This is a genomic window from Paenarthrobacter sp. NPDC089988, assembly GCF_044748465.1.
Lineage (GTDB): Bacteria > Actinomycetota > Actinomycetes > Actinomycetales > Micrococcaceae > Arthrobacter.
In genome coordinates, this window is record NZ_JBIVGD010000012.1 from 149,563 (window position 1) to 163,959 (window position 14,397).

Consider the following 14,397-nt stretch of genomic DNA (forward strand, 5'->3'; position numbering starts at 1 on the left):
GGAGAAAACCCAATGGTTTTTGGGCGCGGCAAGAAGTCCAAGGCTGAGCGGCCGGAAACAGCCGTCATCGACGAGGAGAACGCAGCCCCGGGGCCGGCAGACGCCGGGCCCGCCAAAGGCGACCTTCGGCTGGCCAAGGGTCCGTGGGACATCGACGAGATCGAGGACCGGGACGGTTACGTGGATCTCGGAGCCTTGCTGATTGCCCCCGCCGAGGGCCTGCAGCTTCGGCTCGAAGTCGAGGAAGCCACGCAGCGCGTAGTGGCCGTGACCATGGACCTGGCGGGCTCCAGCCTTCAGCTGCAGGCCTTTGCGGCTCCCCGTTCGGAAGGTCTGTGGGAGGAGATCCGCGAGCAGATCAGCCAATCCGTGGCCAGTCAGGGGGGCGAGACAGAGGAAGTCGCCGGTACGTTCGGCACCGAGCTTGTCGCCAAGCTTCCGGCTGAAGCCGCCGATGGCAGCCGGGGCTTCCGGGCGGCCCGGTTCATGGGCGTGGACGGTCCGCGCTGGTTCCTTCGCGGTGTTCTTGGCGGTGCGGCCGCGCTGGAGAAGGATGCCGCGGCCGGGCTGGAAGAGTTGTTCCGCCAAGTGGTGGTGGTTCGCGGGGACAACCCCATGCCTCCGCGCGAACTCCTGCAACTGCGGCTGCCGAAGGACGCCACCGCCTCGGGACAGCCGCCCGTCCCGCACGACGAACCCTCCGTGCAACGGCCGGAGCGGGGCCCGGAGATCACCCAGATTGGCTGAAACCGCAGGGCGGCCCGTTGAGGGCAGCCAACGGCAGGACACCGTGCCGGGCGTCAGGGACCTCCCCGCCCGTGGCCGGGCCGTGTGCACGGGCTTCATCGAATCGGTAACCCATCAGCCGCCCAGCGAACAACCGTTCTTTTCGGCAATCGTGGTTGACGCCCTGGAGCACAGCTCACGGTCGACGCTCAGCGGGACGGCCAGGAAGCCCTATGAGCGGCTTCGGGTCATCTGGCTCGGCAGGAACCGGGTTCCCGGCATTGAGGCCGGCGTCCGGCTGCGGCTGAACGGGATGGTCACCGAGGTCGAGGGCTTGCCGGCCATGTTCAATCCACGCTACGAAATACTTTCCCGTCAGGAGCACCGATGACTTCCGCCAATGGACCGGACCCCAAGGACCCTGCCGGGGCAAACCCTGCCGCCGATTCCGCGCTGCCACAGACACCGGAAGCGCAGACGGTCGCCGGCCTTGCCGCGGGTTATGCGGAGAAAGCGGGACTGCACCGGAACAGCTCCGGGCACGTTGACCTGCTCAAATCAGCCGGCGGCGTGCAGGGCATAGCGGAGAGCATCCTCCCGGGCCTGGTTTTCCTGGTGGCCTTCACCATCATGCGGGACCTGACGGTTTCCCTGGTGGCCGCCCTGGCGGTTGCCGCGGTTTTCACCGTGGCCAGGCTTATCCAGAAGCGGCCGTTGACCCAAGCGCTGGCCGGAGTGGTCGGCGTCGGAATCTCCGCCTGGCTCGCCAACACCACGGGCAAGGCAGAAGATTTCTACGTCCTGGGCTTCTTCACGAACATCGCGTACATCGCAGGCATGGTGCTCTCGATCGCCCTGAAGTGGCCCATCGCGGGACTCCTGTTCGGCTTCGTGCGCAACGAAGGGCTGGACTGGCGCAAGGACCCCGAGCGGCTGCGGGCCTACCGTCTGGGCACCTGGATAGTGGTGGCCGTGCTGGCCTTGCGGCTGGTTGTCCAGGTTCCGTTGTACTTCATGGGTGAGGCGGGACTGACGGCCCTCGCTACCACCCGCCTCATCATGGGAGCGCCGCTGTACATCCTGGGACTGTGGGTGGCTTGGCTTGTGACCAAGCCGGAGCCTCAGCCGTCGAAGCCGTCGTCCTCCGCGGACTGATCAGAAACCTCCGCCGACCCGTCGCGCGGTCCCTGTCCGGCAACTGAATCCGGAGACAGGAGGGCCCGGAGGCCGTCCTCCGCGGCGATTGTGGTGACGAAGAACAACTCGTCGCCACCGTCCAGGACATCGTCCCTGCTGGGCGTGATGGGGGCTTGGTCGCGCAGGATGGCCACAAGCGTTGAATCCTCGGGCCACTCGATGTCACCCAACGTGCTGCCGATGACGTGCGAGTCGTGGGGAACGGTGAACTCAACGATGGAGGCCACACCGGTCTGCAAGGTCAACAAGCGGACAATGTCACCGATTTCCACCGCTTCCTCCACCAGGGCGGTCATGAGCTGCGGTGTATTGACCGCGACATCGACGCCCCAGGAATCGTTGAACATCCAGTCGTTCTTGGGGTTGTTGACCCTGCCAACCGTCCGGCCCACGCCGAATTCGGTCTTCGCCAGGAGCGAGACAACGAGGTTGACCTTGTCGTCGCCCGTAGCGGAAACGACGACGTCGGCGTCCTCCAGCTTGGCGTCCTGCAGCGTGCTCAGTTCGCAGGCATCGCCCACCAACCAGCGTGCACCGCGCAGCCCGCTGCGCCCGATGACTTCCGGTTTGAGGTCGATGAGGAGGATCTGGTGGTTGTGGGCCAGCAGTTCGCGGGCGATCGACGAGCCGACGCTGCCTGCTCCAACGATGACGACTTTCACTAATTCTCCTTGGCAGGGGCTTTGGCGAGGATCTTGCCGACATCCGAGGACCGGTCCAGGCTCAGCATTGCGTGCACGGTATCGCCTTCCTGGTAGGCCGTACCGGCCTGGGGCAGCAGGCCTTCGCCGAAGCGCGTGAGGAAGGCAATGCGGATCCCCGCCGCGGCCTCGATGGAGTCCAGGCTGTGGCCAATCCACCCTTCGTGAAGGTCCACTTCGGCCAGCACGAGCCGGCCGGACGGCTCGCGGTAATCGCCTGAAAGGTGCTGTTCCGGAAGGATGCGGCGCAACACCTGGTCCGCGCTCCAACGTACGGCGGCAACGGTGGGGATGCCGAGCCGCTGGTAGATTTCAGCGCGGCCGGGGTCGTAGATGCGCGCCACGACGTGGGCCACGTGGAAGGTTTCCCGGGCTACGCGCGTGGCGAGGATATTGGAATTGTCGCCGCTGGAAACTGCGGCGAAGGCGTAGGCCTCTTCGACGCCTGCCTGCTTAAGGGTGTCCCGGTCGAAGCCGACGCCAGTCACCTTGCGCCCCGTGAAGGTGTTGCGCAGCCGGCGGAACGCGCGCTCATCCTGGTCGATGATGGCTACGGAATGCCCCGAATCCTCCAAAGTGTGTGCCAGGGTTGCGCCAACGCGGCCACAACCCATGATCACGAAGTGAGCCACCGTGTCTCCTTTTGTCTTTGTCCTTGCCGCTGCGTAAGACTTTACCGGTGCGACGTGCGTAAGCAGGCGACCGCCGTCATGACATCGCGGGGGATTCAGAGTAGCTTTGCGGAGTGCTGACAATACTGAATGCAGTGAAGCGGGTGTTGGTGGGCCGACCCTTTCGGAACGACCGCTTGTCCCACACCCTGTTGCCTAAACGCATCGCCTTGCCGATCTTCGCTTCGGATGCCCTGTCCTCCGTGGCTTACGCACCCGACGAAATCCTCCTGACCCTCGCGTTGGCAGGCGTCAGCGCCGTGGCGTTCTCCCCGCTGGTTGGCCTGGCTGTGATGGTGGTCTTGCTCACAGTGGTGGCCTCCTACCGGCAGAACGTGCACGCCTATCCTTCCGGTGGCGGCGACTACGAGATCGCCAACGTGAACCTCGGAAAATACGCCGGCCTGACGGTGGCGTCGGCCCTCTTGGTGGACTACGTCCTGACCGTGGCCGTATCCATGTCCTCGGCTGCCGCCTACCTCACCACGGCCATTCCTGCCCTGCATGGCGAACAGGCCCTCATCGCAACCATCGGCGTGGTGATCCTGGCCCTGGTCAACCTCCGCGGCATCAAGGAAGCGGGAACGGTGTTTGCCATTCCCACCTACATCTTCATGGCCTCCATCCTGGGCATGACCGCGGTGGGTATCTTCCAGGCCCTCACCGGCCAACTCGGCGAAGCTCCCTCAGCCAACTTCACGATCGTTCCGGAAGCCGGTTTCGACGAGGGCCTCGTGGGCCTGGCCGGCGCCTTCCTCCTGCTGCGGGCGTTCTCCTCCGGCGCCGCGGCGCTGACCGGCGTCGAAGCCATCAGCAACGGCGTCCCGAACTTCCAGAAGCCCAAGAGCAAGAACGCCGCCACCACCTTGCTGCTCCTCGGTGCGATCGCAGCGGCCATGCTTGCCGGCATCCTCTACCTGGCCAACGCCACGAAGGTCCACATCGTCCTGGACCCGGCCACAGAGTTCCTGATGGACGGCAAGCCGCTGCCGGAGGGGTACATCCAGAACCCTGCCATCAGCCAGATCGCCGATACCATCTTCGGCGCAGGCTCCATTCCCTTCTACATCGTGGTGGCGGCAACAGGCATCATCCTGGTGTTCGCCTCCAACACGGCGTTCAACGGCTTTCCGGTGCTGGGCTCCATCCTGGCCCAGGACGGTTACCTCCCGCGCCAACTGAGGACCCGTGGCGACAGGTTGGCTTACAGCAACGGTGTCCTGGCCCTTGCCGCAGGCGCGTTGGTGCTCATCCTGTCCTTCAACGCCGACGTCACCAAGCTGATCCAGCTATACATCGTGGGTGTTTTCATTTCCTTCACGGCCAGCCAGCTCGGCATGGTCCGGCACTGGGGCCGCGAACTCAAACTGGCCCGGGACAAGGCCATCCGCCGCAGGATCATCAAGTCCCGCACCATCAATATGGTGGGCTTCGGCATGACCGCGCTGGTGCTGGTCATCGTCCTGATCACCAAGTTCGAGCAGGGCGCCTGGATTGCGCTGCTGGCCATGTTCGTGTTGTTCCTCATAATGTGGAGCATCCGGGCGCACTACGACAATGTGGCCAAGGAACTGGCCGTGGACGAGGACTCCTCGCCGCGGGCCCTGCCCACGCGCGTCCACGCTGTGCTCCTGGTCTCGCATGTGCGCAAGCCTGTCCTCCGGGCATTGGCTTACGCCCGTGCATCCAGGCCGTCCCGCCTGGATGCCATCACGGTAGACATCAACGCAGAAGAAACCGAGCACACCGTTCGTGACTGGGAGAAGCTGGAAATTCCCGTACCCTTGACTGTTCTGGCCAGTCCCTACCGTGAGACGGTCACGCCCATCATGGAGTACGTCAAGAACATGCGGCGCGACTCGCCCCGCGACCTGATCGTTGTTTACATCCCCGAATATGTCGTGGGCAAATGGTGGGAACAACTGGTCCACAACCAAACCGCACTCAGAATCAAGACGCGGCTCCACTTCGAACCCGGCGTCATGGTCGCCAGCGTTCCGTGGCAGCTGAAGTCCTCCGAAGAAGCAAAGGCATTGCAGGATACCCAATGAGTTCCAACAGCGTTTCCCCCCACTCCGCAGGCACGGGCAAACACGAAGGGCCCGGCACTGAACTGGTGGTGGACGTTGGTCCGATCGCCCACGGCGGCCACTTCGTCGCCCGCCATGAAGGACGGGTTATTTTCGTCCGCCACGGCATTCCCGGCGAGAAAGTGCGGATCCGGCTCACCGACTCCGGCGACTCGTCGCGCTTCTGGCGGGCCGACGTCGTCGACGTCCTGGAAGCTTCCCCTGACCGGGTGCAGCACTTCTGGAAGCCGGCCGACTCGCCAGGCTCGTGGCGCCGTGGCGGCCCGCCGGTGGGCGGCGCCGAACTCGGCCACGTGTCCCTCGGTCGGCAACGGGCGCTGAAGGCAGAAGTGTTGGCCGAGCAACTCAAGCGGCTTGGCGGCCTCGACCTCACCACCGAGGTGGAACCGGTGGGAGATACGGGCGACGCCGGACTCGGCTGGCGTACGCGCGCCAGTTTCGCCGTCACGTCCAAGGGTCGCCTGGGTATGCATGCCCACCGGTCCGACGCCGTGATACCGGTCCACGAAATGCCGTTGGCCCATCCTGGAATCAATGACCTCCGGCTGTGGGACCTGGACCTGACGGGAATCGCCCGGGTGGAAGTTGCTGTTCCGGCAAACGGCTCACGGCCCCTGGTCCTGCTTGCTCCGGAGGAAGGAACCAGCCCCAAGCGCTTGCACGGCATCCTGACGCAGCTGCCGCAGGACATTTCCGTGGCGAGCTTCGACCCCACCAAGGGCCATGTGCTGCAACTTCGCGGACGAACCTGGGTGCAGGAGTCGGCGGCTGGGCACGAATACCGGGTGACGGGGGAGGGCTTCTGGCAGATCCACAAGGATGCTCCGGAAACCCTGGTGAACGCAGTAACCGGCTACCTCAGCGGTGGCGGGTACCTGCAGCCGGGAGCCGCGGTGGCGGACCTGTATGCCGGGGCAGGCCTGTTTACGGCACCACTGGCGGACGCCGTCGGCGTGACCGGATCCGTTCTTTCGGTGGAAGGCGCCCCGGGGACCAGCCGCGATGCCCGCAAGAACCTGCACGGCGAACCGCAGGTGGAGATTGTCCAGGGCAGGGTTGAGCGCGTCCTCCACCAGAGGGCCAGAAGCTTCGATTCGCTGGTGCTCGATCCGCCGAGGGCCGGTGCAGGCAAGGCCGTTGTGCGGCAGTTGATGGAAACCGGACCCCGTGCCATCGCCTATGTGTCATGCGATCCGGCATCGTTTGCCCGTGATTTGGGTTACTTCCACCAGGGAGGTTGGCGGTTGGAGAGCCTGCGGGCCTTCGACCTCTACCCGCACACGCACCACCTCGAGACGGTAGGGCTCCTGGTTCCGGCAAGCTAGGCAGGGAACAGTGCGGCAAACGGGATACATGCCACTACGATGGGCGTAGTAGTCCCGGTCCGCTGCCGCGCTGCGCCTCCGGACCGGGGTGACCAAGAGAAAGTGCCGCCGGGCTAAGTAAGGTGCGCCTAACTGGCTAGCGGCCAACCACGCGACAAAGATAAAACCTGTTGCGAGAGGAGTCCTGCCATGAGCACTGTGGACAGCTTCGGTTCCAAAGGCGTACTGAATGTAGCCGGCACCGATTATGAAATTTTCCGGTTGAACTCCGTAGAGGGCGCAGACAGCCTTCCGTTCAGCCTCAAGGTATTGCTTGAAAACCTCCTGCGGACTGAGGATGGCGCCAATATTACGGCTGACCACGTCCGCGCCCTGGCCGGTTGGGACCCCAATGCGGAGCCCGATACCGAAATCCAGTTCACCCCGGCCCGAGTCATCATGCAGGACTTCACCGGTGTTCCCTGCGTTGTGGACCTGGCCACCATGCGTGAAGCAGTCAAGGAACTCGGCGGCGACCCCAAGCGCGTCAACCCGCTGGCACCCGCAGAAATGGTCATCGACCACTCCGTCCAGATCGACGCCTTCGGCAACGCCGGCGCGCTGGAGCGCAACATGGAGATCGAATACCAGCGCAATGGCGAGCGTTACCAGTTCCTGCGCTGGGGACAGACCGCGTTCGACGATTTCAAGGTTGTTCCTCCGGGAACCGGCATCGTCCACCAGGTCAACATCGAATACCTGGCACGCACCGTCATGACCCGCGAAGTGGACGGCGTGGTCCGTGCCTACCCGGACACCTGCGTGGGTACCGACTCGCACACCACCATGGTCAACGGCCTTGGCATCCTTGGTTGGGGCGTTGGCGGCATCGAAGCCGAGGCAGCCATGCTCGGCCAGCCTGTTTCCATGCTGATTCCCCGCGTTGTTGGCTTCAAGCTCAACGGCAGCATCCCGGCCGGTGCCACCGCTACCGACGTCGTCCTGACCATCACGGAAATGCTGCGCAAGCACGGCGTGGTGGGCAAGTTCGTCGAGTTCTACGGTGAAGGTGTCGCCGCAGTGCCGCTGGCAAACCGCGCAACCATCGGCAACATGAGCCCGGAATTCGGTTCCACGGCTGCCATGTTCCCGATCGACGACGTCACCCTCGACTACCTGCGCCTGACCGGCCGTTCCGAGGAGAACGTTGCCCTGGTTGAGGCGTACACCAAGGAACAGGGCCTCTGGCACGATCCTTCGCGCGAACTGCGCTTCTCCGAGTTCCTTGAGCTGGACCTCTCCACGGTTGTTCCGTCCATCTCCGGCCCGAAGCGTCCGCAGGACCGCATCGAGCTCAGCGATGCCAAGGAGCAGTTCCGCAAGGACATCCACAACTACGTCGCCATCGAAGACGGCAGCGTGGACGAGTCCCTGGATGAGTCCTTCCCGGCCTCGGACGCGCCGTCCTTCACGCACGCCGATTCCCACACCACGGACACGGCACGTGTTGCATCCGCCGCGAACGGTGCGCACGGCCGCCCGTCTTCGCCGGTGCATGTCACCACTGCTGACGGCCGCGAATTCGAGCTGGACCACGGTGCTGTGTCGATCGCGTCGATCACGTCCTGCACCAACACCTCCAACCCGTCCGTCATGCTGGCAGCGGCCCTCCTGGCCCGCAACGCCGTCAACAAGGGCCTGACCGCCAAGCCGTGGGTCAAGACCTCTGTTGCTCCCGGCTCCAAGGTGGTCACGGACTACTACGAGAAGTCCGGACTGACCCCGTACCTGGAGAAGCTCGGCTTCTACATCGTCGGCTACGGCTGCGCCACCTGCATCGGCAACTCCGGCCCGCTGGAGCCCGAAATCTCCGAGGCCATCCAGAAGAACGACCTCTCCGTGACGGCAGTCCTCTCCGGTAACCGCAACTTCGAAGGCCGTATCAACCCGGACGTCAAGATGAACTACCTGGCATCCCCGCCGCTGGTCATCGCTTACGCCCTGGCCGGCTCCATGGACTTCGACTTCGACGCCGATGCCCTGGGCACCGATTCCGAGGGCAACGAAGTATTCCTGAAGGACATCTGGCCCAACCCCACCGAGGTGCAGGAAGTCATCGACTCCTCCATCGACGAGGGCATGTTCGCCAAGGGCTACGAAGGCGTCTTCGAGGGCGACGAGCGCTGGAAGGCCCTCGACACCCCCTCCGGCGACACCTTCGCCTGGGCTGAGGACTCCACCTACGTCCGGAAGCCCCCATACTTCGAAGGCATGAAGGCGCAGCCGGATCCGGTCCAGGACATCCAGGGTGCACGCGTGCTCCTGAAGCTTGGGGATTCCGTTACCACGGACCACATCTCCCCGGCCGGCTCGTTCAAGTCGGACACCCCCGCCGGCCAGTACCTCCTGGCCAACGGCGTGGAGCGCAAGGACTTCAACTCCTACGGATCCCGCCGTGGCAACCACGAGGTCATGATCCGCGGTACCTTCGCCAATATCCGTATCAAGAACCAGCTCCTGGACGGCGTCGAAGGTGGCTTCACCCGCGACTTCAGCCAGGAAGGTGCCCCGCAGGCCTACGTCTACGATGCCGCCCAGAACTACCAGGCTGCAGGTACGCCGCTGGTGGTCCTGGCAGGCAAGGAGTACGGCTCCGGCTCGTCCCGTGACTGGGCAGCCAAAGGCACGGCCCTCCTGGGAGTCAAGGCTGTCATCGCCGAAAGCTACGAGCGCATCCACCGCTCAAACCTGATCGGCATGGGCGTCCTTCCCCTGCAGTTCCCGGCAGGCGAGTCCGCAGCAACGCTCGGCCTCACCGGCACGGAGACGTTCGCTGTGGAAGGCGTGACCGAGCTGAACAACGGCACCACGCCCAAGACGCTCAAGGTGACGGCAACGGCAGAGGACGGTTCCACCAGGTCCTTCGACGCTGTCCTGCGCATCGATACCCCGGGTGAAGCGGACTACTACCGCAACGGCGGCATCCTGCAGTACGTGCTTCGCCAGATCTCGGCATAAGGAACCGGCTGCGCAGCTGATTCCGTGCATGGCAGCCCCGGCTGGTCACCAGACCAGCCGGGGCTCGCTGCGTTTGCGGGGATAAATGGAGGCCAGGGGGCGCGCCCTGGCACTAGACACTGGGCCACCGGCAACGCGCTAAAGTTAACAAGCACGTCATTGACCGTAAGGAGGGCCCTTGGGACTCTTGGAAACCATCAAGGATCCACAGGACCTGGCCAAACTGTCCAGTTCCGAACTGGACCAGTTGGCCGGAGAAATCAGGGACTTCCTGATCACCAACGTGGCCGCGACCGGCGGACATTTGGGGCCCAACCTGGGCGTTGTGGAATTGACCATGGCCGTGCACAGGATTTTCGAATCGCCGCGCGACAGCATCGTCTTCGACACCGGCCACCAGTCGTATGTCCATAAACTGCTGACCGGACGGCAGGACTTCAGCACTCTCCGGCAGCAAGGCGGCCTCTCCGGTTATCCGGACCGCGCGGAATCCGAACACGACATTGTGGAAAGTTCCCACGCGTCGTCGTCGTTGTCCTGGGCGGACGGCATTTCGCGTGCCCGCCAGTTGACCGGAGAAGGCGACCGGTTCGTCGTCGCCGTCGTGGGCGATGGTGCCCTGACTGGCGGCATGACCTGGGAAGCCATCAACAACATCGCTGCGGACAAGCGCCGCCGCGTAGTGATCGTGGTCAATGACAACGGCCGTTCCTACGCGCCCACCGTGGGCGGTCTCGCCGACTACCTCGCGTCCCTGCGGCCCACCATCGATTCGCTGCGTACGGCCCCGGCCTACGAGCGCATGCTCGACTGGTGGAAGAGGAGGCTCCAGAACGGCGGCCCGGTGGGGCAGTTCACTTACAAGAGCCTCCACGCCATGAAAAAGGGCGTCAAGGACTGGTGGGCACCCCAAGGCATGTTCGAGGACCTCGGCATGAAGTACATCGGGCCGGTGGACGGCCACAATCTGCAGGCCTTGGAGAATGCCCTGGGCACCGCCAAGGCGTACGGCGGTCCGGTCATTGTCCATGCCATGACGGAGAAGGGCCACGGCTACGCTCCTGCCCTGGCCAACGAGGCCGATCAATTCCACGCCGTCGGCATCATCGATCCCGAGACGGGCGAGCCGGCCGAGACTCCGGGCGCGCGTTCGTGGACGTCGGTCTTCGCCGAGGAAATCGCCGACATTGCCGATGAGCGGCAGGACATCGTCGGCATCACCGGCGCCATGCTCATCCCTGTCGGCCTGCACAAGTTTGCCGAGCGGCACCCGGAGCGCGTGATCGACGTCGGCATCGCGGAGCAGCACGCACTGACTTCCGCGGCCGGGATGGCTTACGGCGGGCTGCATCCGGTGGTGGCGGTGTATGCAACGTTCCTCAACCGTGCCTTCGACCAGTTGCTCATGGACGTGGCCCTCCACAAGGCGGGCGTCACTGTGGTGCTTGACCGGGCCGGCGTGACTGGCCCCGACGGCCCCAGCCATCATGGCATGTGGGACATGGCCATGGTCCAGATTGTTCCGGGCCTGCATCTTGCTGCGCCCCGCGACGCCACGCGCCTTCGCGAGGAACTCCGGGAAGCCGTTGCCGTGAACGATGCCCCCACGGTGGTGCGCTTCTCCAAGGGAAGCGTCGGAACTGAAATTGAAGCGATCGAACGCTTGAAGGACGGCGTTGACATCCTTGCCCGCCGGCCAGAGGGCTCAACCGAAAACGACGTCCTGATTGTCAGCGTTGGAGCCATGTCCGAGCTCGCCCTGGATGTGGCAGGCCGCTTGGGCGCGCAGGGCATCAGTTCCACGGTGGTCGACCCGCGGTGGGTCCTCCCGGTACGGAAGTCGATCATTGCCTTGGCTGCCCGCCACCGCCTGGTGATCTGCATCGAAGACGGGGTCCGTGCCGGCGGCGTGGGTTCCCGCATCCGGCAGGAAATGCGCGCGGCCGGCGTGGACACGGCCCTCAACGAGGTAGGCCTGCCCGTGGAATTCCTGGTCCATGGCTCCCGCAGCCAGGTGCTGGAGCGGGTTGGGCTAACGGCCCAAAAGATAGCGCACGACGTCGTTGCCCAGGTTTTGGGGACAAAGGTTCCGTTTGCCAGGCCCCTCCCGGGCCAGGAACACCCCACCACGGGAAGCCTGCCCACGCTGTGACCGCCGGACGCGAACCCGGTGCGTTGCAGCCGGGCGACCTCGTAGTGGCACGCAACCGGAAATGGGACGGCACCGCCCATTGGGTAGTGCCGGGCCGGTACCTTGGCGAGGACATCCACGGCTGGTGGATTTTCCAGGGCCAGGGGGAGTTCTGCTCCCGCCCCGGCGCTGCTTTCTACACTGCATCCGATGCCGTCCTGCTGGTGCCCCGAGCGGGGGAGTATGTGGCAACGTTCTACGACGACACCAATCCGGGGGACTTCAGGATCTATGTGGATCTTGCTACGGCCCACCAATGGAAAACCATCCGGCCGGGCGTGACGGAATTCCACATGGTTGACATGGATCTCGACGTGATCCACTCGGCCACCCGTGGAGTCTTTGTTGACGACGAGGATGAGTTCGAGGACCACTTGGTACGGATGGACTACCCCGTGGATACAGTGGCGGTAATGCGGGACGAATGTGCGGCCCTCTTGGCCGCCGTAAGCACGATGGAAGCCCCCTTCGACGTTTCGGCGCCGGAGAGCGCCAGCACGGAGTGGTTCAGGAAAGGACGGGCATGAGCGGCATCATCCGCACCTACAAGCGGGACGAGGACGCCGTCCTGCATTTTCGTGAGGCCTGGTACGACGAGGACGATCAACAGTTCGTGGTCAACTACGGCGTGGTGGGCCACCAGAGCCGCACCGAGGAATCGGGGATCGACGGCGATACGTCCCCGGAAGGGCTCATGGCCGCATTCGCGGCCCAGTGCGAGGAAGACGGCTATGCCGTGATTCCCGAAGCTGAACAGTTCTGGGTGGTGGCGCAGTTCGCGTTGAAGACCAAGGACGGGACCGAGCGGGACCGGTATCTGGAACGCAAAGTGAAGGCTGCGCTGGCGGGTGAGCTTGCCTGGCGCGGCCTCGGGGTTGTTGACCGCACGGACATCGGCAATTCCCGCCTGAACGTTTTCTGCCTGTGCCCGGATGTCACCAAAGCGGTCAACGCCATCAAGGTCTGTATCCGCAACGAGGATCTGGACTTTACCAAGCTCAGCATCGCGGCCGCTCCGCACGGTGATCCCACTGCATTCAAGGTGAAGCACTCGCCCAAGCAAGGCGCTGGCTTTACGCTCTAAGTACCAGCCATCGCAGGCCTCAACCGTACAAAGAGGGATCTCCCATGCCGCACAAGAGCAACTGGCCAGGACACACACCGCTTCCCAAGGGCCTGGCGGCTCCTGCCAGACGTGCGCTGGCCCACCAGGGCATTGAAACACTCGAGCAGTTGGCCGAGTTCGGCGAGTTGGAGACGTCCAAGCTGCATGGCATGGGGCCAGTGGCCATTGCCCAGTTGGAGGATGCCATGGAGGAGTCCGGGATCGGCTACGGCAGGCCCGGAACCACAGACGCCTGACATTGTTGCCTCGGGTGACTATGTGTCCGGGGTGCACGTTATAGGCTGACTTCATGACTGATTACCGACGCCTAGGCCACTCAGGATTGACCGTCTCAGCTGTTGGGCTGGGCTGCAACAACCTTGGCCGCGCCAATACTCCCACGGAGTCCCAGGAAGGCACGGACGCGGTAGTCCATGCCGCGATCGACGCGGGAGTGACCTTCTTTGACGTCGCCGATGTCTACGGCCGGGAGCCGGGCCTGAGCGAAACCATGCTCGGAAAGGCGTTGGGGGGTCGCAGGGACGACGTGGTGATCGGAACCAAGTTCGGCATGGACATGCGCGGCGCCAACGGCAATGACTTCGGCGCCCGCGGGTCCCGCCGGTACATTGTCCAGGCCGTGGAGGCTTCCCTCCGGCGCCTTGGCACCGAATGGATCGACCTCTACCAATTCCACACCCCGGATGCCGGCACGCCCATCGAGGAGACGCTGGCGGCGCTGGATGATCTGGTGCGAAGCGGCAAGGTCCGGTACATAGGCCACTCCAACTTCGCGGGATGGCAGATCGCCCAGGCCGAGTACGTCGGACGGGAGCTGGGCGGAGCACGGTTCATCTCCACGCAAAACCACTACAACCTGCTGGACCGCCGGGCCGAACTGGAGGTCCTGCCCGCTGCCGTGGAGTTCTCCTTGGGCGTCCTGCCATACTTTCCCCTGGCCAACGGCCTGCTGACCGGCAAGTATTCGGCGGGCAATGCACCGGAAGGTTCGCGGTTGAGCCACACCCGGACCAACCTGGTGAACGACGCCGATTGGGAACAGCTTGGACGTTTTGGGCAGTTCGCGAAGGAACGGGATCTCAGCGAACTGGAGTTGGCCTTCTCCTGGCTTGCCGCGCAGCAGGGCGTGGCCAGTGTCATCGCGGGAGCCACCAAGCCGGAACAGATTCGCCAGAATGCCGAAGCCGTGCGGTGGATCCCCACGCAGGAGGAACGCGAAGAACTGGACGGAATCTTCCCGAAGTCCCCAAAGGTGGCCTTGTTCTAGCGGACAGCCACGCGGCGGAGTGATGCCCACCGGCCGGTTAGGCAGCGAAGGGCCGGGGAACGGATACTCCGTTCCCCGGCCCTTCCGGCGTCTGCGGCGCCTGTGG

General features: G+C 64.3%; 13 protein-coding genes. 11 read left to right on the forward strand and 2 right to left on the reverse strand.

Going from position 1 to position 14,397, the window contains the following annotated elements; all coding sequences use genetic code 11:
- Positions 1–12 precede the first annotated feature (12 nt).
- Genes ACIPV6_RS15310 through ACIPV6_RS15320 form a run of 3 tightly spaced genes read left to right on the forward strand, consistent with a single transcriptional unit; the run spans position 13 to position 1,881 of the window.
- Complete coding sequence (locus ACIPV6_RS15310) at positions 13–747, forward strand: DUF3710 domain-containing protein (RefSeq protein ID WP_400271684.1); 735 nt, start codon at positions 13–15, stop codon at positions 745–747.
- Positions 740–1,117: a hypothetical protein gene (locus ACIPV6_RS15315; RefSeq protein WP_400271685.1), complete on the forward strand. Its 378-nt coding sequence runs from the start codon at positions 740–742 to the stop codon at positions 1,115–1,117. The genes ACIPV6_RS15310 and ACIPV6_RS15315 overlap by 8 nt, the downstream gene beginning before the upstream one ends.
- On the forward strand, positions 1,114–1,881 hold the full coding sequence (locus ACIPV6_RS15320; protein WP_400271686.1) for a DUF3159 domain-containing protein: 768 nt from the start codon (positions 1,114–1,116) through the stop codon (positions 1,879–1,881). Before ACIPV6_RS15315 ends, ACIPV6_RS15320 begins: the two co-directional genes overlap by 4 nt.
- Here ACIPV6_RS15320 and ACIPV6_RS15325 read toward each other — a convergent pair.
- A complete protein-coding gene (locus tag ACIPV6_RS15325) occupies positions 1,848–2,585 on the reverse strand; it encodes a potassium channel family protein (protein WP_400271687.1) in 738 nt (245 codons plus the stop codon). The genes ACIPV6_RS15320 and ACIPV6_RS15325 overlap by 34 nt on opposite strands.
- Positions 2,585–3,256 (reverse strand): potassium channel family protein, encoded by a 672-nt coding sequence (locus ACIPV6_RS15330; RefSeq protein WP_400271688.1) that lies wholly within the window; start codon positions 3,254–3,256, stop codon positions 2,585–2,587. Before ACIPV6_RS15330 ends, ACIPV6_RS15325 begins: the two co-directional genes overlap by 1 nt.
- A gap of 113 nt (positions 3,257–3,369) precedes the next feature.
- Here ACIPV6_RS15330 and ACIPV6_RS15335 point away from each other — a divergent pair, with 113 nt between their 5' ends.
- From ACIPV6_RS15335 to ACIPV6_RS15370, 8 genes are all read left to right on the forward strand, one after another.
- Positions 3,370–5,346 carry an APC family permease gene (locus tag ACIPV6_RS15335; RefSeq protein WP_400271689.1) on the forward strand — a complete coding sequence of 659 codons (1,977 nt, stop codon included), beginning with the start codon at positions 3,370–3,372 and terminating at the stop codon, positions 5,344–5,346.
- Positions 5,343–6,710 (forward strand): class I SAM-dependent RNA methyltransferase, encoded by a 1,368-nt coding sequence (locus tag ACIPV6_RS15340; RefSeq protein ID WP_400271690.1) that lies wholly within the window; start codon positions 5,343–5,345, stop codon positions 6,708–6,710. Before ACIPV6_RS15335 ends, ACIPV6_RS15340 begins: the two co-directional genes overlap by 4 nt.
- Positions 6,711–6,899: 189 nt before the next feature.
- Positions 6,900–9,707, forward strand: a complete 2,808-nt coding sequence (acnA, locus tag ACIPV6_RS15345) for an aconitate hydratase AcnA (RefSeq protein ID WP_400271691.1) — start codon at positions 6,900–6,902, stop codon at positions 9,705–9,707.
- 178 nt (positions 9,708–9,885) lie between these two features.
- Positions 9,886–11,859: a 1-deoxy-D-xylulose-5-phosphate synthase gene (gene dxs, locus ACIPV6_RS15350; protein WP_400271692.1), complete on the forward strand. Its 1,974-nt coding sequence runs from the start codon at positions 9,886–9,888 to the stop codon at positions 11,857–11,859.
- Entirely contained in the window at positions 11,856–12,425 is a 570-nt protein-coding gene (locus ACIPV6_RS15355; RefSeq protein WP_400271693.1) for a DUF402 domain-containing protein, read from the forward strand. The genes dxs and ACIPV6_RS15355 overlap by 4 nt, the downstream gene beginning before the upstream one ends.
- Positions 12,422–12,982, forward strand: coding sequence for a hypothetical protein (locus ACIPV6_RS15360; protein ID WP_400271694.1), 561 nt, complete (start codon positions 12,422–12,424; stop codon positions 12,980–12,982). The genes ACIPV6_RS15355 and ACIPV6_RS15360 overlap by 4 nt, the downstream gene beginning before the upstream one ends.
- Positions 12,983–13,026: 44 nt before the next feature.
- Positions 13,027–13,260, forward strand: coding sequence for a hypothetical protein (locus tag ACIPV6_RS15365; protein ID WP_400271695.1), 234 nt, complete (start codon positions 13,027–13,029; stop codon positions 13,258–13,260).
- A 53-nt stretch (positions 13,261–13,313) separates the two neighbouring features.
- Positions 13,314–14,291 carry an aldo/keto reductase gene (locus ACIPV6_RS15370; RefSeq protein ID WP_400271696.1) on the forward strand — a complete coding sequence of 326 codons (978 nt, stop codon included), beginning with the start codon at positions 13,314–13,316 and terminating at the stop codon, positions 14,289–14,291.
- Positions 14,292–14,397: the final 106 nt, after the last annotated feature.